Annotated in this window: 18 protein-coding genes; 4 read left to right on the forward strand and 14 right to left on the reverse strand. The window is 65.9% G+C overall.

Translation table 11 applies throughout. The annotated features are described in order from the left end of the window. Nucleotides 1–39: 39 nt before the first annotated feature. The gene (locus tag FIV02_RS17915) at nt 40–825 is read left to right on the forward strand and encodes an OmpA family protein (RefSeq protein WP_152489388.1); all 786 of its coding nucleotides are present in this window, start codon (nt 40–42) and stop codon (nt 823–825) included. 82 nt (nt 826–907) lie between these two features. On the opposite strand, the gene FIV02_RS17920 is transcribed toward FIV02_RS17915, so the two are convergent. From FIV02_RS17920 to prfB, 9 genes are all read right to left on the reverse strand, one after another. Next, on the reverse strand, nt 908–1,231 hold the full coding sequence (locus FIV02_RS17920; RefSeq protein WP_037049362.1) for a hypothetical protein: 324 nt from the start codon (nt 1,229–1,231) through the stop codon (nt 908–910). After that, nucleotides 1,228–2,091 (reverse strand): alpha/beta hydrolase, encoded by an 864-nt coding sequence (locus tag FIV02_RS17925; protein ID WP_152490139.1) that lies wholly within the window; start codon nt 2,089–2,091, stop codon nt 1,228–1,230. Before FIV02_RS17925 ends, FIV02_RS17920 begins: the two co-directional genes overlap by 4 nt. Before the next feature lie 19 nt (nt 2,092–2,110). Beyond that, on the reverse strand, nt 2,111–2,857 hold the full coding sequence (locus tag FIV02_RS17930; protein WP_037049368.1) for a TIGR00266 family protein: 747 nt from the start codon (nt 2,855–2,857) through the stop codon (nt 2,111–2,113). A 70-nt stretch (nt 2,858–2,927) separates the two neighbouring features. Continuing rightward, nucleotides 2,928–3,587 (reverse strand): Bax inhibitor-1 family protein, encoded by a 660-nt coding sequence (locus FIV02_RS17935; protein WP_047588423.1) that lies wholly within the window; start codon nt 3,585–3,587, stop codon nt 2,928–2,930. Between the two features lie 42 nt (nt 3,588–3,629). Further along, entirely contained in the window at nt 3,630–4,919 is a 1,290-nt protein-coding gene (locus tag FIV02_RS17940) for a flavohemoglobin expression-modulating QEGLA motif protein (protein WP_037049374.1), read from the reverse strand. A gap of 8 nt (nt 4,920–4,927) precedes the next feature. Next, on the reverse strand, nt 4,928–5,479 hold the full coding sequence (locus FIV02_RS17945) for a hypothetical protein (RefSeq protein WP_047588421.1): 552 nt from the start codon (nt 5,477–5,479) through the stop codon (nt 4,928–4,930). 43 nt (nt 5,480–5,522) lie between these two features. Further along, nucleotides 5,523–6,236: a TetR/AcrR family transcriptional regulator gene (locus tag FIV02_RS17950; protein ID WP_037049378.1), complete on the reverse strand. Its 714-nt coding sequence runs from the start codon at nt 6,234–6,236 to the stop codon at nt 5,523–5,525. A gap of 156 nt (nt 6,237–6,392) precedes the next feature. Further along, nucleotides 6,393–7,895 (reverse strand): lysine--tRNA ligase, encoded by a 1,503-nt coding sequence (gene lysS / locus FIV02_RS17955; RefSeq protein ID WP_152489389.1) that lies wholly within the window; start codon nt 7,893–7,895, stop codon nt 6,393–6,395. A gap of 113 nt (nt 7,896–8,008) precedes the next feature. After that, nucleotides 8,009–9,104, reverse strand: a protein-coding gene (gene prfB / locus FIV02_RS17960) for a peptide chain release factor 2 (RefSeq protein WP_134677070.1) whose coding sequence is annotated in 2 segments (ribosomal slippage) — nt 8,009–9,031 and nt 9,033–9,104 — 1,095 coding nt in all. Because the reading frame shifts where the segments join, the coding sequence is not laid out codon by codon here. 150 nt (nt 9,105–9,254) lie between these two features. On the opposite strand from prfB, the gene FIV02_RS17965 reads away from it, so the two are divergent. Further along, nucleotides 9,255–10,898: a diguanylate cyclase domain-containing protein gene (locus FIV02_RS17965; RefSeq protein ID WP_152489390.1), complete on the forward strand. Its 1,644-nt coding sequence runs from the start codon at nt 9,255–9,257 to the stop codon at nt 10,896–10,898. Here FIV02_RS17965 and FIV02_RS17970 read toward each other — a convergent pair. Beyond that, nucleotides 10,891–12,543: a GMC family oxidoreductase gene (locus tag FIV02_RS17970; RefSeq protein WP_371923182.1), complete on the reverse strand. Its 1,653-nt coding sequence runs from the start codon at nt 12,541–12,543 to the stop codon at nt 10,891–10,893. The two genes, FIV02_RS17965 and FIV02_RS17970, sit on opposite strands and share 8 nt — an antisense overlap. Before the next feature lie 206 nt (nt 12,544–12,749). Between FIV02_RS17970 and FIV02_RS17975 the strand changes: the two genes are divergently transcribed. After that, the gene (locus FIV02_RS17975) at nt 12,750–14,525 is read left to right on the forward strand and encodes a SulP family inorganic anion transporter (RefSeq protein ID WP_152489391.1); all 1,776 of its coding nucleotides are present in this window, start codon (nt 12,750–12,752) and stop codon (nt 14,523–14,525) included. A 13-nt stretch (nt 14,526–14,538) separates the two neighbouring features. On the opposite strand, the gene FIV02_RS17980 is transcribed toward FIV02_RS17975, so the two are convergent. Further along, nucleotides 14,539–15,282 (reverse strand): tellurite resistance TerB family protein, encoded by a 744-nt coding sequence (locus FIV02_RS17980; RefSeq protein ID WP_152489392.1) that lies wholly within the window; start codon nt 15,280–15,282, stop codon nt 14,539–14,541. A 381-nt stretch (nt 15,283–15,663) separates the two neighbouring features. On the opposite strand from FIV02_RS17980, the gene dapA reads away from it, so the two are divergent. After that, nucleotides 15,664–16,530, forward strand: coding sequence for a 4-hydroxy-tetrahydrodipicolinate synthase (gene dapA, locus FIV02_RS17985; RefSeq protein ID WP_152489393.1), 867 nt, complete (start codon nt 15,664–15,666; stop codon nt 16,528–16,530). An 18-nt stretch (nt 16,531–16,548) separates the two neighbouring features. Here dapA and recJ read toward each other — a convergent pair whose 3' ends face one another. From recJ to gtfA, 3 genes are all read right to left on the reverse strand, one after another. Then, entirely contained in the window at nt 16,549–18,258 is a 1,710-nt protein-coding gene (recJ, locus tag FIV02_RS17990; protein WP_150606094.1) for a single-stranded-DNA-specific exonuclease RecJ, read from the reverse strand. A 187-nt stretch (nt 18,259–18,445) separates the two neighbouring features. After that, entirely contained in the window at nt 18,446–18,985 is a 540-nt protein-coding gene (locus FIV02_RS17995; protein ID WP_037049391.1) for a YaeQ family protein, read from the reverse strand. Nucleotides 18,986–19,049: 64 nt separating this feature from the next. Beyond that, entirely contained in the window at nt 19,050–20,489 is a 1,440-nt protein-coding gene (gtfA, locus tag FIV02_RS18000; RefSeq protein ID WP_037049394.1) for a sucrose phosphorylase, read from the reverse strand. Nucleotides 20,490–20,498: the final 9 nt, after the last annotated feature.

Genomic DNA, 20,498 nt, shown 5'->3' on the forward strand with positions numbered 1-20,498 from the left:
ACCTCGCCCATTCGCTGACAGATATAAGGATGAATCGCCATGCGTAAACACGTGATGATCCCCGCCCTCCTGGCCATGAGCGTCGGCCTCGCCGCCTGCTCGCACCAGCCCAACGCCAACCTCGAGTCGGCCCGCAGCAATTTCTCTTCGCTGCAGAGCGACCCGCAGGCCAACAAGGTCGCGGCGCTGGAAACCAAGGAAGCCCAGGAATGGCTGAACAAGGCCGACAAGGCCTATATGGAGAAGGAAGACGAGAAGAAGGTCGACCAGCTGGCCTACCTGACCAATCAGCGCGTCGAGGTGGCCAAGCAGACCATCGTCCTGCGCAGCGCCGAAGCCGAACTGAAGAACGCATCGGCACGCCGCGCCCAGGCGTTGCTGGACGCTCGCGACGCGCAGATTCGCAAGCTGCAGAACAGCCTCGATGCCAAGCAGACCGAACGCGGCACCCTGGTGACCTTCGGTGACGTCCTGTTCGACTTCAACAAGGCCGAGCTGAAGAGCAGTGCCCTGCCCAACGTCACCGAGCTGGCACGCTTCCTTCAGAAGAACCCGGAACGCCAGGTGATCGTCGAGGGCTACACCGACAGCGTCGGCTCCGCCAGCTACAACCAGGGCCTGTCGGAACGACGCGCCGAGTCGGTCCGTCGCGCGCTGATCCGCGCCGGCGTCGCACCGTCGCACATCGTCGCCCAGGGCTACGGCAAGGAGTACCCCGTCGCGGACAACGGCAGCGACTCAGGCCGTGCGCAGAACCGCCGTGTGGAGGTGACCATCTCCAACGACAACCAGCCGGTCGCGCCCCGCTCCTCCAGCGACACCTGATCGCCGAGCGCCATGAAGAAACCCGCCTGTTGGCGGGTTTCTTGTTTTCCGGGGTTCGCTTGTCGCAGGGCTCTGCCAGCCCTTACTGCTGCAGCGCGGGCGTTTCCTCGCCCATGCAGCGTACGGCCTGCTTCTTGTTGTCCACCAGCACGCCGGTCAGGCCCTTCTGCTCCAGATCGAACAGCACCAGCACCCCGTCGATGCACTGCGCGACCTGGTTGGCCGGCTTCAGCGATACCTTGTAGTCCTCGCCGGGGATGGTCTTGAGCATGGTGAAGTCGGACAGCAACAGGGCATCTTCGGGTTTGGCGAAGTGCACATAGCCGTAGTACCAGAGCACGGCGACGGTGCCGACGATGCTGCCGATGGCGGTGATGATCAGCGGGATGGGGTTGCGTTCGGTCATTGCGGACTCTCTGTTGCGGATTCGGTAGCCGTGTCCAGGCGTTCGAGCGTGGCCAGCGGCGTCTCGAAGAACGCCAGCAACGACTCGCGCCAGGCCGGTTCGGCGAAGGTTTGCACGTGCGCGCCGCGGGTCGCCTGGAAAGCACGTGGCGGGCGCGCAGCTTGATACAAACGCCGGCCATTGGAAAGCGGCACGATGGTGTCGTCAACACTGTGGTAGATCAGCAGCGGCAAACCCTCGAGCTTGTCGATGCCATGAATGGCGCTGTCGGCATCCGGCACCAGCCAGGACAGCGGCACCTGCAGTGGCCAGGTCAGCCAGGACGTGCTCAGCGCATGGCGCGCGACATCGCGATAGCTCGCCGGCACGCCATCGAGGGCCATGGCCCGCACGGCTGACCGGCGCTCGGGGTGCGCAGCCAGATAGTGCACGGCCAACGCCCCGCCGAGGCTCTGCCCCAGTACGAACAGGGGCCGGCCCTGGACTTCTGGCGCCTGCTCGAGCCAGGCGAACGCCGCGTCGATATCCTGGTACACCGCAGGCAGGCTGGGCTTGCCTGCGGAAAGCCCGTAGCCACGGTAATCCAGCATCAGCACCTGATAGCCCTGCTCCGGCAGCCAGTGCACGCCGCCCAGGTGCCTGGCCAGGTTGCCGCCGTTGCCATGCAGATGCAGCACCGTGCCCTTGACCGGCGTGCCCGCCTTGGCCGGCAACCACCAGGCGTGCAGGCGGGTGCCATCGGCGGCCTGCAGTTCGATGTCGCGATACGCCAGGCCGGCGCGCTCGGGCGTGATCGGCAATCCCGGCTCGGGATAGAACAGCAACCCGCTGCAACCGGCCAGCCACAGGCTGACCAGCAGCAGGGCCCAGCGCCCGAGTCTACTTGCCACCCGCGCGAACCTCCTCGCGGGCTTGCACGGTGGCCGTGTAGACGCGCTCGGCCAGGCGCGAGAACGGCAGGCTCTGGATCCACACGCTGCCCGTACCCTTGAGGGTGGTCAGGAGGATGCCCTCGCCACCGAACAGCATGCTCTTGAGGCCGCCGGCCAGGCCGATGTCGTAGTCGATACCGTCGCTGAAGGCCACCAGGCAGCCGGTGTCGAGACGCAGGGTTTCGTTGTTCAGCTCCTTGCGGATCACCGTGCCGCCCGCATGCACGAAGGCCAGGCCATCACCTTCGAGTTTCTGCAGGATGAAGCCCTCGCCGCCGAAGAAGCCCGCGCCGATGCGCTTGGCAAAGCTGATGCCGACGCGGGTGCCATGGGCGGCGCACAGAAAGGCGTCCTTCTGGCAGATCAGCGTGCCGCCGATCCGCGCCAGCTCGATCGGCACCACGGTACCGGGGTAAGGAGCGGCGAAGGCGACCCGTGCCTGCCCCTTGCCGGCATTGCTGAAGTGGGTCATGAACAGCGACTCACCGGTGAGCATGCGCTTGCCGGCGCTCCACAGCTTGCCCAGCAGGCCGCTGGACGAGCCGTCGCCCATGCGGGTGTCGAAGCGCACGCCCTCGGTCATGTAGTTCATCGCCCCGGCCTCGGCGATCACCGTTTCCCCCGGATCGAGGATGATCTCCACCGACTGTGCGGAACTGCCGAGGATTTCGTAGTCGAGTTGATGGCTGGGCATTACTGGACCTCTGGATCGTTCGTATCAAGGCGGGTGACGGACGCAGGACAACCGCCAGGCACGGCACCCTTCATTTGCGTCCCAGGATTCGCAGAATGCGCAGGAACAGGTTGATGATGTCCATGTACAGCGCGGCTGCACTGTCTATCGCGTTGTCCAGCGTCTTGGGAATCTGATTGGCGCGGCCCCAGTCGTAGCCGATGTAGCCGCAGAAGATCAGCACCACGATCCAGTCGAGGATGCCATGACGGATACCGAACACCAGGACTTCCACCAGTTCCACGACGATCACCAGCAGCAGCGCGATCGTCAGCGCTGAGGCAATGCGCTGGAAGAATGCGGGAAACAAGGTGCCCAGGGCCATCATGCCCACGGTGACCAGGGCCGTCAGACGAATCGCCTGCTGAACGAGGTTCGCGTCGTAACGGCTGACGACCAGGTTGATGATCAGGCCGAACGGCACCACGACCAGGTTGTAGCCGACGAAACTCACCAGGGGATTGCTGGAGCTGGAGAACAGGTAGACGCCCAGCATGCAGGACGCGAAGTATCCGCCGAAGAAGACCCAGATATTGATGCTGCGTATCCACTCGACGCTGATCGCGTCCACCATCCACCAGTTGACCGCGAAGCCCCAGAGCAGGGTCAAGCCGATAACCAGGTTGTAGACCGCAGGACTGATGGTGCGATCCGTGAGCTGCACTTGCCGCTCGAAAACCGAATGTTCCATGTTGTACTCCCTGTACAGAGAAATGCGGCGCCCGTCCGGCGCCTAGAGGATGTTGGCGTAGTCCGCTTCGATGCGGTCCATGCTCAGGTGATTGAGGAAGTTGGAGAAGCACATCCAGGCCGACAGTGCATTCATGTCCTGGAACTGCTGCGGCAGGTACTTGGGCGGCAGCACCAGGCCCTCGTCGACCAGCTTGCGCAGGGTGCGCATGTCTTCCAGGGTGGTCTTGCCGCAGAACAACAGCGGGATCTGCTCCAGCTTGCCCTTGCGCACCGCCAACTGGATGTAGTTGTAGATGAGGATGAAGCCCTTCAGGTAGGACAGGTCCTTGGTGAACGGCAGGCCGCTCGGCAGGGAGCCACGAAACACCCGGCTGGCGTTGCTGTAGCTGCCTTCCAGGCCGTAGCCCTGCTCGCGGAAGAATTCGAAGACCTGGAGGAAATCCGCGCCCTCCTCCGCCATGTGAATGGCGCGGGTGCGGTTGGTCAGCTTGCGCAGGCGGGTCGGGTAGGAGGCGAAGGCGATCACCTCCATGAGAATCGCCAGGCCTTCCTGCGTCACCGTCGACGAGGGCGGCCCTTTGGCCAGGAAGGTGCAGATCGGCTGGTTCAGGCCGTTGAGGGTGGTGCCTACGTGCACCAGCCCTTCGTGCACCTCCAGCGCCTTGACGTCACGCTCGTTGAAGCGCGCATCGCTGCGGATCTTGATGTAGTCGGCGCCGGCGGCGGCGTCGGCGAGAATCCCGTCGGACTCCAGCACCCGCACGGTGTCGTCACCGAACACCTCGGCCAGGCGCTGCTGCAGCATGTTCACCGCATCACCAGCGCCCAGCGTCTTGGCTTCGTCTTCCAGGTCGCCACGGGCGTCGATGTTGTTGAGGTAGTCGGAGAGCATCAGGCCGAGGTCGGCCAGCGTCGGATCGCCGGCGTGGAAGGCATCGGAGGCCGAACCATAGAGCTCCTGGCTGATCAGGCCGAAATCCTCGGTGCCACGCGCCTCGAGCATGCGGATGACCATGCGGTACTCGCGACACATGCGCCGCATGATCTGCCCCACCGGGCTGAACTGACCCAGCTGGCGGGTGATGTCACGCTCGATGTTCTGGAACTCCAGGCGCTTGGCCGCGGCATCGAAGCCCAGCGGACGGCCCAGGTAATAGGCACGATCGATGGCCGGCGGCTGCTTGCCCTTGGCCTTGAGGAAACCGTCGCGGATGCCGTCGTCCCACTTCACCGCGTCGAGTACGCGGATCGGTGTCTGCGCCTCGACGATGCGGTCGCTCAGGGCGCGGATACCGAGTTGATAGTCGTCCAGTTTCTGCTGGCTGTTCATTGCACTCCCTACTCGGCAACCCGCTGATAGCGCGCGATCTCGACGAACAGATCGGCATTGGCCGGATCGTCGAGGTAAGCGAACACCCGGTCCAGCGGGCTGGTGATCAAGGCACCATCGGCTTCGGGCATGGAGACCGTCTGGCCTTCCAGCAGGCCCTTGTCCATGTCCTGAAGAATACGGTCGGTGTCGAGGTTATACACCACCAGCTCGTTGTCCCTGGTCAGCTCGAAGCCGGCGATGGCGAAATTGGCGCCCAGGCTCTTCGGCAGACCGGCCGAAAGGTACCAGCGGCGGCCGTGGTGGGCGACGGTGAAGCCGAACTCCTCGAGACTGTCGAGGTTGTCCGGGCTGCCTTCGTAGATGCGCGCCTCGTACAGGTTGGAGCCGGCCCGGGTGATCTCCAGGAACAGCTGATCGCCCCACTCGTCCTCGCGGCTCCATTCGCCCAGCAGCGGCATGGGCGCCGCCTCGTTGGCCGGAATCGGGTCCTTGAAGGTGACCAGGCAGCCACTCAACAGCAGGAAGGACAGGGCGACCAGTGCGCGCCAGGCTTTCATTTCGCTCTCCTTGTGAAAAACCCTCGACCGCGAGATCGAGGACTTACAACCCCAGAACCAGGTTCATGTAGCGCTTAAGGATGGCCAGCATTCCTTGGCTGTCCAGATGCTCGACACCGTCCAGCAAGCCCTGATACTCCATCCGCATGATGGTGGCCGTCAACAGCACGGCATCCTGCTCAGGCTGGCGCGAACCGAGCACCTCGAAGAAGTGGGTGACGCCCTGCTGGAGAATCTGCCGATGCGCCCGCACCAGGTCGCTCAGACGCGGGTTGAGCAAGGCTTCCTGCTGGAACGCCTGCTCGGCGATCAGGTGGTCACGCCGATCACGCAGCTGGCGCTGGACGTACTGCACCGCCAGCTCGGCGATCTCGTCGGCCAGTTGCCGGCGCGCCCGCTCGCTGCCGTCGAGACGCCCGACCAGCTCCTGCAGCACGCCCTGGGTACCGGCCCAGAATGCCGCCATCTGCGCGGCGCTGCGCTCGACGAACTGGGCGAAGGTATCGGTGATCAGGTCATCGATGTCCTTGAAGTAGTAGGTCGTGGCGGACAGCGGCACCTGAGCCTCGGCCGCCACCGCGCGATGGCGCACCGAGCGCACGCCGTCACGCACGATGATGCGCATGGCCGCGTCGAGAATCGCCTGGCGCCGCTGCTCGCTGCCCTGGCGGCTGGCCTTGCGTCCTTGATACTGGACACTTTCGACGACGGCGCTGGCCGCCTGACTGGCATTCGGGGACGCAGGCACAGGACTCACGGCGGGAAGACCTCTACGTTCTGATTATGAGGGGCAGAGTACTGGGTTCGCCGATCAACCAAAAGGCCGGATGCGCCTGCCTGTCGCACCGTCAACGAACCGCGGGCAGAAAACAGATAGCAAGAAGCCGCCCTTGGGCGGCTTCTTGCTGGAACATCAGGCCTGCGGGCGCATGTGCGGGAACAGGATGACGTCGCGAATCGACGGCGAGTTGGTCAGCAGCATCACCAGGCGGTCGATGCCGATGCCCTCACCGGCGGTCGGCGGCATGCCGTATTCCAGCGCGCGAACGAAGTCGGCATCGTAGTGCATGGCCTCGTCGTCGCCGGCGTCCTTCTCGGCCACCTGGGCGAGGAAGCGTTCGGCCTGGTCTTCGGCGTCGTTGAGCTCGGAGTAGGCGTTGGCGATCTCGCGGCCACCGATGAACAGTTCGAAACGGTCGGTGACGCTGGGGTTGTCATCGTTGCGACGGGCCAGCGGCGAGACCTCGAACGGGTACTCGGTGATGAAGTGCGGCTGCTCCAGCTTGCTCTCCACCAGTTCCTCGAAAATCATCACCTGCAGCTTGCCCAGGCCTTCGTGGCCGAGCACCTTGGCGCCGGCCTTCTTGGCGATGGCACGGGCCTTGTCGACGTCATTGAGGTCGGCCTCGGTGATGTCCGGGTTGTACTTGAGGATCGAGTCGTACACCGACAGGCGCACGAACGGCTCGCCGAAGTGGAACACCTTGTCGCCGTACGGCACGTCGGTGCTGCCCAGCACGGCCAGGGCCAGCTCGCGGAACAGTTCCTCGGTGAGGTCCATGTTGTCGCGGTAGTCGGCGTAGGCCTGGTAGAACTCGAGCATGGTGAACTCGGGGTTGTGCCGGGTCGACACGCCCTCGTTACGGAAGTTGCGGTTGATCTCGAACACTTTCTCGAAGCCGCCAACAACAAGGCGCTTGAGGTACAGCTCCGGGGCGATACGCAGGAACATGGCCATGTCCAGCGCGTTGTGATGGGTCTCGAACGGCTTGGCCGCGGCGCCACCGGGAATGGTCTGCAGCATCGGGGTTTCGACTTCGAGGAAGCCGCGCTCGTTGAGGAAGCGACGGATGTGCGCGATCACCTGCGAACGCACGCGGAAGGTGTGGCGGGTTTCCTCGTTGACGATCAGGTCGACGTAGCGCTGGCGGTAGCGCTGCTCGGTGTCGGTCAGGCCGTGGTGCTTGTCCGGCAGCGGGCGCAGCGACTTGGTCAGCAGGCGCACGTCGGTCATGTGCACGTACAGGTCACCCTTGCCGGAGCGCGCCAGGGTGCCTTCGGCGGCGATGATGTCGCCCAGGTCCCAGCTCTTGATCGCTTCCAGGGTCTCGGCCGGCAGGCCCTTGCGGTCGACGTAGACCTGCAGACGACCGGAAGTGTCCTGCAGCACCATGAAGGCGCCACGGTTGAGCATGATGCGCCCGGCGATCTTCACCGGGATGGCAGCGGCCTCCAACTCTTCCTTGCTCTTGCCCTCGTACTGTTTCTGCAGCTCGGCGCACAGGCTGTCGCGGCGGAAATCGTTGGGGAAGGCAATGCCCTGCTCACGGACGGCAGCAAGCTTTTCCTTGCGCTGGGCAATCAGCTTGTTTTCTTCCTGTTGCAGTTCGTTCTGGTCGAGTTGTTGGTCGCTCATGGTCGCTTTATCTGCCTGGCGTCTAGATCAAATGGGGTTTGGTAGGAGCCAGCTTGCTGGAGATCACGCTCCCGAAGAGCATCGCCAGCAAGCTGGCTCCTACAGGGTAAGGCTTACAGGCCCTGTTTGAGGCTGGCCTCGAGGTAACCGTCGAGATCGCCATCGAGCACCTTCTGGCAGTCGCTACGCTCGACGCCGGTACGCAGGTCCTTGATCCGCGAATCGTCGAGCACGTAGGAGCGGATCTGGTGACCCCAGCCGATGTCCGACTTGCTGTCTTCCAGTGCCTGAGAAGCGGCGTTGCGCTTCTGCATCTCCAGCTCGTACAACTTGGCCCGCAGCATTTTCATGGCGGTGTCCTTGTTGGCGTGCTGCGAACGTTCGTTCTGGCAGGCCACCACGGTGTTGGTCGGCACGTGGGTGATCCGCACCGCCGAGTCGGTGGTGTTGACGTGCTGACCACCGGCCCCGGAGGAGCGGTAGGTGTCGATGCGCAGGTCGGACGGGTTGATCTCGATGTCCACCTTGTCGTCGATCTCCGGCGAGACGAACACCGCCGAGAACGAGGTGTGGCGGCGCGCGCCGGAGTCGAACGGGCTCTTGCGCACCAGACGGTGCACGCCGATCTCGGTGCGCAGCCAGCCGAAGGCGTACTCGCCCTTGATGTGCACGGTGGCGCCCTTGATACCGGCGACTTCACCCTCGGACAGCTCGACGATCTCGGCACTGAAGCCGCGCTTGTCGGCCCAGCGCAGGTACATGCGCAGGAGGATGTTGGCCCAGTCCTGGGCCTCGGTGCCGCCGGAGCCGGCCTGGATGTCCAGGTAGCAGTTGTTCGGGTCCATCTCGCCGCTGAACATGCGGCGGAATTCCAGCTTCTCGAGAATCTCGCGCAGGCGCTCGACTTCGGCGGCGATATCGCTCACCGCGCCTTCGTCGTTCTCTTCGGCGGCCATTTCCAGCAGGTCCCTGGAGTCGGCCAGGCTGCCGGTGAGGTCATCGATGGTTTCGACGATCTGCGCCAGCATGGCGCGCTCACGGCCCAGGCTCTGCGCGTACTCGGGCTTGTTCCAGACGCTGGCGTCTTCCAGCTCGCGGTTTACTTCGACCAGGCGATCATGCTTGTGATCGTAGTCAAAGATACCCCCGAATCGACTGGGTTCGCTCGGACAGGTCCTTGATGGCGTTGAGGATCGGATTGATTTCCATGGTGGTCGGCGCTCGCGGCAAATCGGACGGAAAAGCCGGCGATTATACCCGAGCCGGCCCAGGCTGGCAGCCCACTATCGGCAGTCAATCGCAACTCTCTGGATCAACGGTGCATATACTGAGCTGACGACCTCAGACGAGCCCCACCCCATGCTCCCATCACACAGCATGCGCAGCCACATCGCCCTGTTCATCGCCATTCTGGTCAGCCTGCTCTGCGCCCTGCTGGGGTCGTTGATCAGCCAGCACAGCAGCCAGCAGATTCGCCAGAACGTCGGCGGCGACCTGGCGGAGGTGTCGTTCGCCATGGTCGGTCGCCTCGACCGCGACATGGCCTCGCGGGCCTCCGTACTGCGCCTCCTTGGCAACCAGCAGGCGCTGCTCGCGCCGAACGACTCGCGCGAGATACGCCGCCTGCTGGACAGCCTGCAGCAGGAAATGCCGAGCATGTCCTGGATCGGCTTCACCGACCCGCAAGGCCTGGTCCTGGCCTCCAGCAACGGCGTGCTCGAGGGTGTCAGCATCGCCCAGCGGCCCGTCTACCTCCAGGGCCGCGACGGCCTGTTCATCGGCGATGTGCATGACGCGGTGCTGCTCGCCAACCTGCTGCCCAACCCGACGGGCGAGGCGATGAAATTCGTCGATATCAGCCTGCCGATTCATGGGAGCGACGGCAATCTGGTCGGCGTGCTGGCCAGCCACCTGTCCTGGGCCTGGGCCGACGAGGTGCGCCGGTCGATCCTGGCGCCGAGCCAGGACCACCACCTGGTCGAGTTCTTCGTGATCGGCCAGGATCACAGCATCCTTCTCGGCCCGCGCGCCATGATCGGCCAGAAGCTGGAGTTGCCCGTTCTCGGCGAACTGCAGCCTGGCCAGAGCCGCTGGAGGATTCAGCGCTGGCCCGATGGCAAGGAATACCTGACTGGCCTCACCCTGAGCCAGGGTTATCAGGACTACCCCGGCCTGGGCTGGACGGTGGTCGCGCGCCAGTCGCTGGAGCAGGCCTATGCCCCGGCCCATGAGCTGCGCACCAACGTCCTGTTCATCGGTGGCGGACTGGCGCTGATCTTCGCCTTTCTCGGCTGGCTGATCAGCGGCTACTTCACGCGCCCGCTGCAGGACATCGCCAGCGCAGCGGATCGCCTCAGCGCCGGCGAGGCGACGGAAATCCCCGAATTGCAGGGCAGCCGCGAAGTACGCCAGCTGAGCCATTCGATCCGCCACCTGGTGGAAAGCCTGACCCAGCAGCAGACGGCCCTCGGCGTGATGGAAAGCCTGGCTCACCACGATGCGCTCACCGGGTTGCCCAACCGCATCGCCCTGGAGAAATTCCTGCCCCTGGCACAGCAGCGCAGCCGCCTGCTGCAGGGCTGCCTGGCCCTGCTGTACCTCGACCTGGACGGTTTCAAACCGATCAACGACACCCACGGCCACGCGGCTGGCGACCAACTGCTGGCCGAAGTCGCACAGCGCCTGCGCCACTGCCTGCGCGAGGGCGACATGGTCGCGCGCCTGGGTGGCGACGAGTTCGTGATGGTGCTGCTGGTGCCCGAGCAGGACGCCCAGCGTCATGCTCAGCTGGTGGCCGAACGCACCATCGCCGCGCTCGGCATGCCCATCACGCTGGAGGCGGGAGAGGTCAACATCGGCTGCAGTGTCGGCGGCGCGATCTGGCCACAGGATCACGACAACCTGGGCAATGTCCTGCAACTGGCCGACCTGGCGCTCTACCAGGCCAAGCACGGGGGGCGCAACTGCGCCCGCTTCCATCAGCCAGCGGCTGACTTCAGCTGAGCGCGACGGCCTGGGGCGCAACGACGCTCGCCGGGTGCTGCGCATCCTCGGCGATCATCTGCGCGGCCTTCTCAGCGATCATCAGTACCGGCGAGCAGGTGTTGCCGGAGGTGATGCTCGGCATGATCGACGCATCGACCACGCGCAGCCCGGCAACGCCGTGCACGCGCAGACGCGCATCGACCACGGCGTCGCGCCCCTGGCCCATCGCACAGGTGCCGACAGGGTGGAAGATGGTGGTGCCGATCTCCCCCGCCGCCTGCCGCAGGTCCGCGTCGCTGCGATAGTCCGGCCCCGGCTTGTATTCCTGCGGGTGGTAGGGGACCAGTGCCGGGGCCGCAGCAATCTCGCGGGTCAGGCGAATCGCATCGGCGGCCACCTGCAGATCGCGCTCGTCACTCAGGTAATTGGGGCGGATCGCCGGCGCGACACTGGCGTCCACCGAGCGGATTTCGACGCAGCCACGGCTCTCCGGGCGCAGGTTGCAGACCGACGCGGTGAACGCGGGGAAGTCATGCAATGGCTCGCCAAAGCGCTCCAGCGACAACGGCTGCACGTGGTATTGCAGGTTGGCGCGCGCCTGGCCGGGGTCGGATTTGGCGAAGGCGCCGAGCTGGCTGGGCGCCATCGACAGCGGCCCGCTGCGCTTGAGCAGGTACTCCAGCCCCATGCCCAGTTTGCCCCAGGGCGTGGCGGCGATGCGGTTCAGCGTCTTCACCCCCTCGATGCGGTAGATCAGGCGCAGTTGCAGGTGGTCCTGCAGGTTCGCGCCCACCCCTGGCAGTTCGTGGCGCACACCGATCCCCAGCCGTTCCAGCAGCGGTCGCGGGCCGATACCCGAGCGCTGCAGCAAGGCCGGCGAGCCAATGGCGCCGGCGCACAGAAGCACTTCGCGGCGCGCGGCGATGCGCAGCGCCCGCCCCTGCCAGCGCAGCTGCACGGCGCTGGCGCGGCCCTGCTCCAGCTCCAGGCGCTCGGCCTCGGCACCGGTCAGCACCTGCAGATTGGGGCGCTGGCCGATATCGCGCAGGAAGGCTTTCGAGGCGTTCCAGCGCACGCCGTGTCGCTGATTGACCTGGAAGTAACCGCACCCTTCGTTGTCGCCGCCATTGAAGTCGTCGATGCTGGCGATGCCGCGCTGCGCCGCCGCGTGGCGGAAGGCCTCGAGAATCTCCCAGGACAGGCGCTGGCGCTCGACCCGCCACTCGCCATCAGCGCCGTGCAGCTCGCTGGCTCCGGCGAAATGGTTCTCCGAGCGCTTGAACAGGGGCAGCACGTCGCGCCAGGCCCAGCCCGGGTTGCCCGCCGCCGCCCAGCCGTCATAGTCGGCAGCCTGCCCGCGCATGTAGATCATGCCGTTGATCGAGGAGCTGCCGCCGAGCACCCGGCCACGCGGGTACTTCAGCGAACGACCGTGCAGGCCGGGGTCCGCCTCGGTGCTGTAGCACCAGTCGGTACGCGGGTTGCCGATGCAGTAGAGGTAACCGACCGGGATGTGGATCCAGGGGTAGTTGTCCGGGCCGCCGGCCTCGATCAGCAACACGCTGACGGAGGGATCTGCGGACAGACGATTGGCCAGCAGGCAACCGGCCGGGCCGGCACCGACGATCAGGTAGTCGTAACTCTCCAGGGGCAACTGCGCCATGAGCATCCTCGCGAGGCGGCGGATCGGAACCCCGAGCCTAACGGGCATCGCGTCGCAACAGTATGATCTTTTGGTCTGACATGCAGCGCGTGAATATCCCTGCAGAACCTCTGCGGAAACACCGGCAAGACAGCGCAACGCCGCCAGGCTGGTGAGGCGCCCCTACTCTGCGCTTTACTAGACAGATGTCTCCCGAGCGCCACGCGATGCCCGCCCCTCACTACAAATCGCTTCCCGTCATCGTGCAGCAACGCGGCTGGCGACGCTGGCTCCCAGGTCTGCACACGCTGCTCCACTATCGCCTGGGCTGGCTGCCCAGGGACATCGCCGCCGGCCTGGTGCTGACCAGCATGCTGGTGCCAGTGGGCATCGCCTATGCCGAAGCCTCGGGCGTCGCCGGCATCTACGGCCTGTACGCCACCATCGTGCCGCTGCTGGCCTACGCCCTGTTCGGCCCCAGCCGCATCCTGGTGCTCGGCCCCGACTCGGCCCTGACCGCAGTGATTCTCGCCGTGGTCCTGCCGCTGTCGGGAGGTGACCCGCTGCGGGCGATCACCCTGGCCAGCATGATGGCCGTGGTGGCCGGCCTGACCTGCATCGTCGCCGGCCTGCTGCGCCTGGGCTTCGTCACCGAGTTGCTGTCCAAGCCGATTCGCTACGGCTACATGAACGGCATCGCCCTGAGCGTGGTGATCAGCCAGACGCCCAAGCTGCTCGGCTTCTCCATCGACAGCCAGGGACCGGTACAGGACATCCGGGCCATCGTCGGCGGCGTGCTGGACGCGCAATTTAACTGGGCCAGCCTGGCCATCGGCGGCGGCACGCTGGCGCTGATCCTGCTGCTGCGGCGCTTCAAGCGCCTGCCCGGCATCCTCATCGCCGTCACCCTCGCCACCCTGGCGGTGGAGCTGCTGGACCTCGCCCGCCACGGCGCCAGCGTCCTCGGCGAACTGCCGCAGGGGCTGCCGGGCTTCAGCCTGCCCTGGCTCAGCGGAGTCGACCTGTCCGCCGTCGTGCTCGGCGGTGTGGCGGCGGCATTGGTCGCCTTCGCCGACACCAGCGTGCTGTCGCGCACCTATGCCGCGCGCAGTGGCCGTCATGTCGACCCCAACCAGGAGATGGTCGGCCTGGGGGCCGCCAACCTGATCGGCGGTTTCTTCCAGGGGTTCCCGATCAGCAGCAGCTCGTCACGCACACCAGTAGCCGAGGCCGCCGGGGCACAGACGCAGATGGCCGGCGTGGTCGGCGCCCTAGCGGTCGCCCTGCTGCTGGTCGCCGCCCCCAACCTGATGCAGCACCTGCCCACCAGCGCCCTGGCGGCAGTGGTGATCGCTGCCGTGATCGGCCTGTTCGAGGTGCGAGACCTGATCCGCATCTATCGCGTGCAACAGTGGGAGTTCTGGCTGTCGATGGCCTGCTTCGCCGGCGTCGCCACCTTCGGCGCCATCCCCGGCATCGGCATTGCCGTGCTGCTGGCGGTGATCGAGTTTCTCTGGGATGGCTGGCGTCCGCACTACGCGGTGCTGGGCCAGGTCGACGGCGTACGGGGCTTTCACGATATCCAGCGCCACCCGGAGGCCCGCCTGATACCTGGTCTGCTGCTGTTGCGCTGGGATGCGCCGCTGTTCTTCGCCAATGCCGAACAGTTCCAGCAGTGCGTGCTGCAGGCGATCACCCGCTCGCCGACGCCGGTGCGTCGCCTGGTCATCGCCGCCGAGCCGGTGACCAGCATCGATGTCACCTCCGCCGACATGCTCGCCGAACTGGAGCAGATGCTGGCCGAGGCCGGTATCGAGCTGCATTTCGCCGAGGTCAAGGGGCCGGTCAAGGACAAGTTCAGACGCTTCGGGCTCCTGCGGGAGAACCGCGAACAGCGTATCCAGCCCACGGTAGGCGCCGCAGTCGACGCCTACCTGGCCGATCATGACGTCGACTGGCAGGCCGAGAACAGAGTGCCGGGCCGCGCCTGGCACAGGGACTGATGCGCACGCCGCATCAGCGGACGCCGGACAGCTCCTGACGCACCTGCGCCTCCAGCTCGGTCTTCAGCGCAGGCGCCAGTTGCAGCTGGCGCGCCAGCTCCTCGAGGTAGGCACGCTCCATGAAGTGCTCCTCATCCACCATCAGCACGCTGGCCAGGTACATCTCGGCGGCCATTTCCGGCGTGGTCGCGGCGCGGGCGACATCGGCGGGGTCGAGCGGCTTGTTCAGCTCGGTGTGCAGCCAGCCCTGCAGCTCGGCGTCCTGCGCCAGCTTGCCGAGTTCCTCCTCGATCAACTGACGCTCGCGGGCGTCCACATGGCCGTCGGCCTTGGCCGCTGCCACCAGCGCCTTGAGAATTGCCCGGCTGTGCTGCTCGGCCTGCGGCGCCGGCAGACGGTCCAGGGTCTGCGGCTCGAACGGCTGCGCACCACCCTGCTGGGCCTGCTGCGCCTGCCAGTTGCCGTAGGCCTTGTAGGCCAGCACGCCAAGCGCAGCCAGGCCACCGTAGACCGCCACCTTGCCGCCCACCTTACGCACCCGCTTGTTGCCCAGCAGCATGGCCAGCGCCGCACCGCCACCAGCGCCCTTGAGCATGGCGCCGAGATCGCTGCCGCCCTTGCTGCCGGAACCTGCGCCACCACCGAGCAACCCACCGAGCGCGCCGCCCAGCCCCGACGACGCACCGCCCGCCCCTTTCTGTTGCAGCAGGTCCTGACCGGATTTGAGCAGTTGATCGAGCAAGCCACGGGTATTCATTGAGCATCCTCCTGAGGAAATCCGCTCGAGTGTAGGCCTCGTCCCCTGGCCGGGCAGCCTGCGGAATGCTTCCAGATATTACCGTCGCTCGCGCTTGACAGCCGCGCGCCGGGCCAAGCACCATCGGCGAACGATTGATGCAACGGGCCTCCCATGTACGCCACCTTCGACCACAGCTCACTGCTCCCAGGCTTCCGTGCCTGCCAGTGCGCGTGCGTCGTCGTTGCCAAGAAATCCAAGAAACAGTCGCTCATTTGACCGGGGCGCGCTGTCCCGTCAGATGGGCTGACAGGACACCAGGCGCCAGGTTCATACCCTCCAGCACCTCTCCCGCACCCTCCCTGACGGCGACCAGACGGTCAGTCGCAAGGAGAGTTTCACATGTCCAGTTTCAGTGGTATCTGGGTCGCCCTGGCCACCCCGTTGCGCAACGGTGAGATCGACTTCGCCAGCCTCGATCGGCTGGTGCAGCGGTTGCTCGCCGATGGCGCGGCCGGCCTGGTGGTGTGCGGCACCACGGGCGAAGCCGCGGCCTTGAGCGAGGACGAACAGCTCGCCGTGCTCGACGCCGTGTTGCGCCAGGCCGCGCCGCACCAGGTGATCATGGGCCTGGCCGGCAACCAGCTGAATGCCCTGCTCGATCGGCAGCGGGAGATCCAGCGCCGCCCGCTGGCCGGGCTGCTGGTGCCGGCGCCTTACTACATTCGCCCCTCCCAGGCGGGGCTGGAGCACTTCTTCACCACCCTGGCCGATGCCGCCAGCGTCCCGCTGGTGCTCTACGACATCCCCTACCGGACCGGCGTGCGGATCGAACGCGACACGCTGCGCCGCATCGTGCGCCACGCCAATATCGCCGCCATCAAGGACTGTGCAGGCGATGCGGAAACCACCATGGCCCTGATCGCGGACGCGCAGGTGCAGGTGCTTGCCGGTGAGGATACGCAGATATTCAGTACCCTGTGCCTGGGCGGCCATGGCGCCATCTCGGCCTCGGCGCATGTCCGCACCGACCTCTATGCCCGCATGCACGCGTGCGTCATGCAGGGTGATCTGCGCGGCGCCCGGCAATTGCACTATCGCCTGTTGCCCTGGATGCAGGCGGCCTTCTGCGAAGCCAACCCGGCTGCGCTGAAAGCGGCCCTGGCCCTGCTGGGGTTGAGCAGCGACGAGGTGCGCGCACCAATCCTGCCCTGCTCGCCGGCCAACCGCGAACAGCTGCGCCAGGTACTCGAAGGCCTGGCGAATTAGCTCGCGCGCTGCCCCGCCTCAGCGCGGGGCGATATGCGCCACCATCAGCTGCACGCTCTCGTTGCCGCGAAACTCGTTGAGGTCGAGCTTGTAGGCCACCTCGGCCCAGCGCAGCGTGGGGTTGGGCCAGATGTCGCGGTCGATGTTGAAGGCGATGCCGTCGAGTTGCACGCTACCGCACTCGGTCTTGAGCACCAGCTTCAGGTGACGCTCGCCGACGATGCGCTGGCCCACGATCTGGAACACGCCGTGGAACAGCGGCTCGGGGAAGTGCTGGCCCCAGGGCCCGGCATTGCGCAGCGCACGAGCCAGCTCGAGGTGAAACTCGGTGGCGTCGAGCTGGCCGTCGGAAAGCAGCCTGCCGGTGAGGTCGTCCTCGCTGAGCTGACGGCGCACCTCGGCATCGAAGGCCGCGGCGAAGGCACCGAAATGTTCTTGTCGCAGGGACAACCCGGCGGCCATGGCGTGCCCGCCGAACTTGCTGATCAGCCCCGGATGTCGCGCCGCCACCGCGTCCAGCGCGTCGCGGATATGCAACCCTGGCACCGAGCGCGCCGAGCCCTTGAGCATGCCATCGCCAGCATCGGCGAAGGCGATGGCCGGACGGTGGTAGCGCTCTTTCAGGCGCGAGGCGAGGATGCCGATCACCCCCTGGTGCCAGTCCGGCTCGAACAGGCACAGGCCGAACGGCATGTCCGCCACGGGCAGGTCCTTGAGCTGGGCCAGCGCCTCGCGTTGCATGCCCTGCTCGATGGCCTTGCGGTCCTGGTTGAGCTGGTCGAGCTGCACCGCCATGTCGCGAGCCAGCGCTTCGTCGTCGCAGAGCAGGCACTCGATCCCCAGGCTCATGTCGTCCAGGCGCCCCGCCGCATTCAGTCGCGGGCCAAGGATGAACCCCAGGTCGGTGGAGGTGATGCGCCGATGATCGCGCCCGGCCACTTCGAGAATCGCCCGCAGCCCGGGCCGCGCACGGCCGGCACGGATACGCGCCAGCCCCTGATGGACCAGGATGCGGTTGTTGGCATCCAGCGGCACCACGTCGGCCACGCTGCCGAGCGCCACCAGGTCGAGCAGCTCGCCCAGGTTCGGCTCCTGGCGAGTGGCGAACCAGCCGCTTTCACGCAGGCGTGCACGCAGCGCCAGCAACACGTAGAACATCACCCCGACCCCGGCCATGGCCTTGCTCGGGAACTCGCAGCCGGGCTGGTTGGGATTGACGATGGCGTCGGCCTGCGGCAATTCGGGCCCCGGCAGGTGGTGGTCGGTCACCAGCACCTTGAGCCCGGCCTCCTTGGCCGCAGCCACGCCTTCGACGCTGGAAATGCCGTTGTCCACGGTCAGCAGCAGGTCGGGCTGGCGCTGCAGCGCCACGGCGACGATCTCCGGGGTCAGGCCGTAGCCGTATTCGAAGCGGTTGGGCACCAGGTAGTCGACATGCGCCGCGCCGAGCAGACGCAGGCCGAGCACGCCGACACTGCTGGCGGTGGCGCCATCGGCATCGAAGTCACCGACGATGAGGATGCGCTGGCGCTGCTCGAGCGCCTCGACCAGCAGCTCCACCGCCGCCGTCATGCCCTTGAGCTGCTGATACGGAATCAGCCGCGCCAGGCCCTTGTCCAGCTCCTCGGCGGACTGCACGCCACGGGCGGCGTACAGGCGGGTCAGCAAGGGCGGCAGGTTGCCCAGGTCGGGCAACTGAGCAGGCAAGGGACGGGCTTCGATACGCATGAACAAAAGGTCGCTTTTCAGATGTGGCCCGGATGCAGTCCGGACATTGGGTAGGGGCGGCCCCGGATCGCATCCGGGCTACGGCTCGACACTCGCCGGGCTGATGCGCAGGGTGGGCGACACGGCATCCATCCACCCCGCACACGCGTTGTGCTGGACGAAAAGACCGTCGTCCACCCTACAGCGCTCAGCGCTGGCCGGCCAACCACTCCAGCGGAATCTCGTGCTGGCCGCGTTCATCGGTGACGAACAGCTCGCCATCGCTGATCATCACGCTCCAGCTGAGCGAGCGCGGCAGGTCCAGCGACAGCTCGGCCAGCGCCTCCTGCCCCAGGGCCACGACGTTGATGTTCTTCAGGCTGCGCACCGGGTCGAGGCACTTGCCCTGCCACACGCGCAGGTTGCCGTAGGCCACCAGGCTGAACTTCTCGGTACGCCGCGAGCACCAGGTGATGCGCTCGCTGTCCGGTTGCCCCACCTCGATCCAGTGCAGCACGCGATCATCCAGGCTCTTCTCCCACAGCGCCGGCTCGTCGACGTCCGACAGACCACGGCCGAAGGCCAGTTGCTCGTCGTAGAACAGCGCATAGGCGATCAACCGCGCGGCCAGACGCTCCTCGGTCTCCGAAGGATGGCGGGCGACGGTGAAACGCAGGGTCTGGTAGACGCTGCGATCCATGTCGGTGAGGTTCAGGTCGATCTTGTAGGTGGTCGATGGCAGGGCCATGGCGGGCTTCTTGGCTGGTCGAAAGAGCGCAAGTCTACCGCGAAAGCATGGCCCCCGCCGACCTTCAGCAGGTCATGTGGCAGATCCCCCGCTGCTCGTCGCTGTACTCGATGTTCGCCTGCAGGCTGCTCAGGTCCAGGTGCAGGCGGCAGTAATGCTCGCCATGGCGCCAGGCCAGCAGCAGCTGGTCATCCGCCGAATAGTTCTGCTCGAAACGCCCCTCGAAGGCCGGGTGCCGGCAGCGGAAACGCATCAGCGCCAGCAGGCGCTGCACCAGCGGTTGCTGCAAGGCCTGCTCGGCCTCCTCGACGCTGTAGTAATGGCGGTTGACGTCGCGGGCCTCGCCGGTTCGCTCGAGCAGATCGAAATCGTTGCAGCCGGCGAGCAGGCCAACGTAGTACACCTGCGGGATGCCGGGGGTGAAGAACTGCATGGCCCGTGCGGCAATGTAGGCCTCGTCGTTGCGCATCAGCGCCTCGTAGAAGGTGCAGGTCAGCTGATAGATGGCGCCCACGCTGTGCACGTTCACCGCCGAGCGGCGCAGGATCGGGTCGGCGCTGCGCGTCGAGATCTCGTCGACCAGGTACTGGATCTGCGCCTCGGGCAACATGCCCTCGACATCCGGAATGCAGATGCCGTCATGGGTATCGAGCACGGTGATCTGGTTGCGCGGACACATGCGCAGCCAGTGCTTGAGGTAGCGGCTGCTCCCCGTGAGCAAGGCATGCAGCACCAGCGGCGGCAAGGCGAAGGCATAGGGGCGCATCTGCCGGCGCGAGATGGCGTACTGGTAGCTGATATGGTCGTGCACCTCCGGGAGCATCTCGGTCTCGTACTTGGCCCCGGTTTCGCGAAACCATTCGAGGATGCGATAGACGTTCGGCTCCACCAGGAAGCAGCTGGTGCCGATGCGCTTGGTGGTGTAGCCGAAGGCGTCCAGACGGAACAGCTTGACCCCGCGCGCGGCGAGGAAGGCCATGTACTGCTCCATCAGCTGGTAGGTCTGCGGCGAATCGTAGTTCAGGTCGATCTGCCGTTCGGTGAAGGTGCACCAGACCCGGCAGGTCTCGCCGTTGGCCAGCCGCACCTCGCGAAATGGCTCCTTCTCCTTGCGGATATGGATCTTGGCCAGGTCGTCATGGCTGATCTCGCCGAGGCTGTCGACCTGCACGAACAGCTCCGCGTAGGGCGAGTCCTGGCCGCGCGCAACGAAGTCGAGGAACTCCGGTGACTCGTCGGCGATATGGCTGATCACCAGGTCGACGCACAGGTCGAAACGCGCGGAGATGCGTTCGACATCCGCCCAGTCGCCGTAGCGCGGGTCCACCTCCATGTGGGTGAGCGGCGAGAAGCCACCGTCGGCATTGGACGGATACAGCGGCAGGATATGCACACCGCCCAAGGCATCGCCCAGGTGCCGGTCGAGCAACTGGTAGAGCTCGCCCAGGTTGCGCCCCAGGCGGTCGGGATAGGTGATCAGTTGAACAGCATTGCGCAGTGTCATGAGCCCCCC

This window comes from Pseudomonas sp. THAF187a, from assembly GCF_009363395.1.
In the GTDB taxonomy this organism is placed as follows: Bacteria; Pseudomonadota; Gammaproteobacteria; order Pseudomonadales; family Pseudomonadaceae; genus Aquipseudomonas; species Aquipseudomonas khazarica.

Excerpts from the sequence above, each read along its gene's own strand:
- FIV02_RS17915 (WP_152489388.1), top strand. The coding sequence starts at position 40 with ATGCGTAAACACGTGATGATCCCCGCCCTCCTGGCCATGAGCGTCGGC.
- FIV02_RS17920 (WP_037049362.1), bottom strand. The coding sequence starts at position 1,231 with ATGACCGAACGCAACCCCATCCCGCTGATCATCACCGCCATCGGCAGC.
- FIV02_RS17930 (WP_037049368.1), bottom strand. The coding sequence starts at position 2,857 with ATGCCCAGCCATCAACTCGACTACGAAATCCTCGGCAGTTCCGCACAG.
- FIV02_RS17935 (WP_047588423.1), bottom strand. The coding sequence starts at position 3,587 with ATGGAACATTCGGTTTTCGAGCGGCAAGTGCAGCTCACGGATCGCACC.
- FIV02_RS17940 (WP_037049374.1), bottom strand. The coding sequence starts at position 4,919 with ATGAACAGCCAGCAGAAACTGGACGACTATCAACTCGGTATCCGCGCC.
- FIV02_RS17945 (WP_047588421.1), bottom strand. The coding sequence starts at position 5,479 with ATGAAAGCCTGGCGCGCACTGGTCGCCCTGTCCTTCCTGCTGTTGAGT.
- lysS (WP_152489389.1), bottom strand. The coding sequence starts at position 7,895 with ATGAGCGACCAACAACTCGACCAGAACGAACTGCAACAGGAAGAAAAC.
- FIV02_RS17965 (WP_152489390.1), top strand. The coding sequence starts at position 9,255 with ATGCTCCCATCACACAGCATGCGCAGCCACATCGCCCTGTTCATCGCC.
- FIV02_RS17970 (WP_371923182.1), bottom strand. The coding sequence starts at position 12,543 with ATGGCGCAGTTGCCCCTGGAGAGTTACGACTACCTGATCGTCGGTGCC.
- FIV02_RS17975 (WP_152489391.1), top strand. The coding sequence starts at position 12,750 with ATGCCCGCCCCTCACTACAAATCGCTTCCCGTCATCGTGCAGCAACGC.
- FIV02_RS17980 (WP_152489392.1), bottom strand. The coding sequence starts at position 15,282 with ATGAATACCCGTGGCTTGCTCGATCAACTGCTCAAATCCGGTCAGGAC.
- dapA (WP_152489393.1), top strand. The coding sequence starts at position 15,664 with ATGTCCAGTTTCAGTGGTATCTGGGTCGCCCTGGCCACCCCGTTGCGC.
- recJ (WP_150606094.1), bottom strand. The coding sequence starts at position 18,258 with ATGCGTATCGAAGCCCGTCCCTTGCCTGCTCAGTTGCCCGACCTGGGC.
- FIV02_RS17995 (WP_037049391.1), bottom strand. The coding sequence starts at position 18,985 with ATGGCCCTGCCATCGACCACCTACAAGATCGACCTGAACCTCACCGAC.
- gtfA (WP_037049394.1), bottom strand. The coding sequence starts at position 20,489 with ATGACACTGCGCAATGCTGTTCAACTGATCACCTATCCCGACCGCCTG.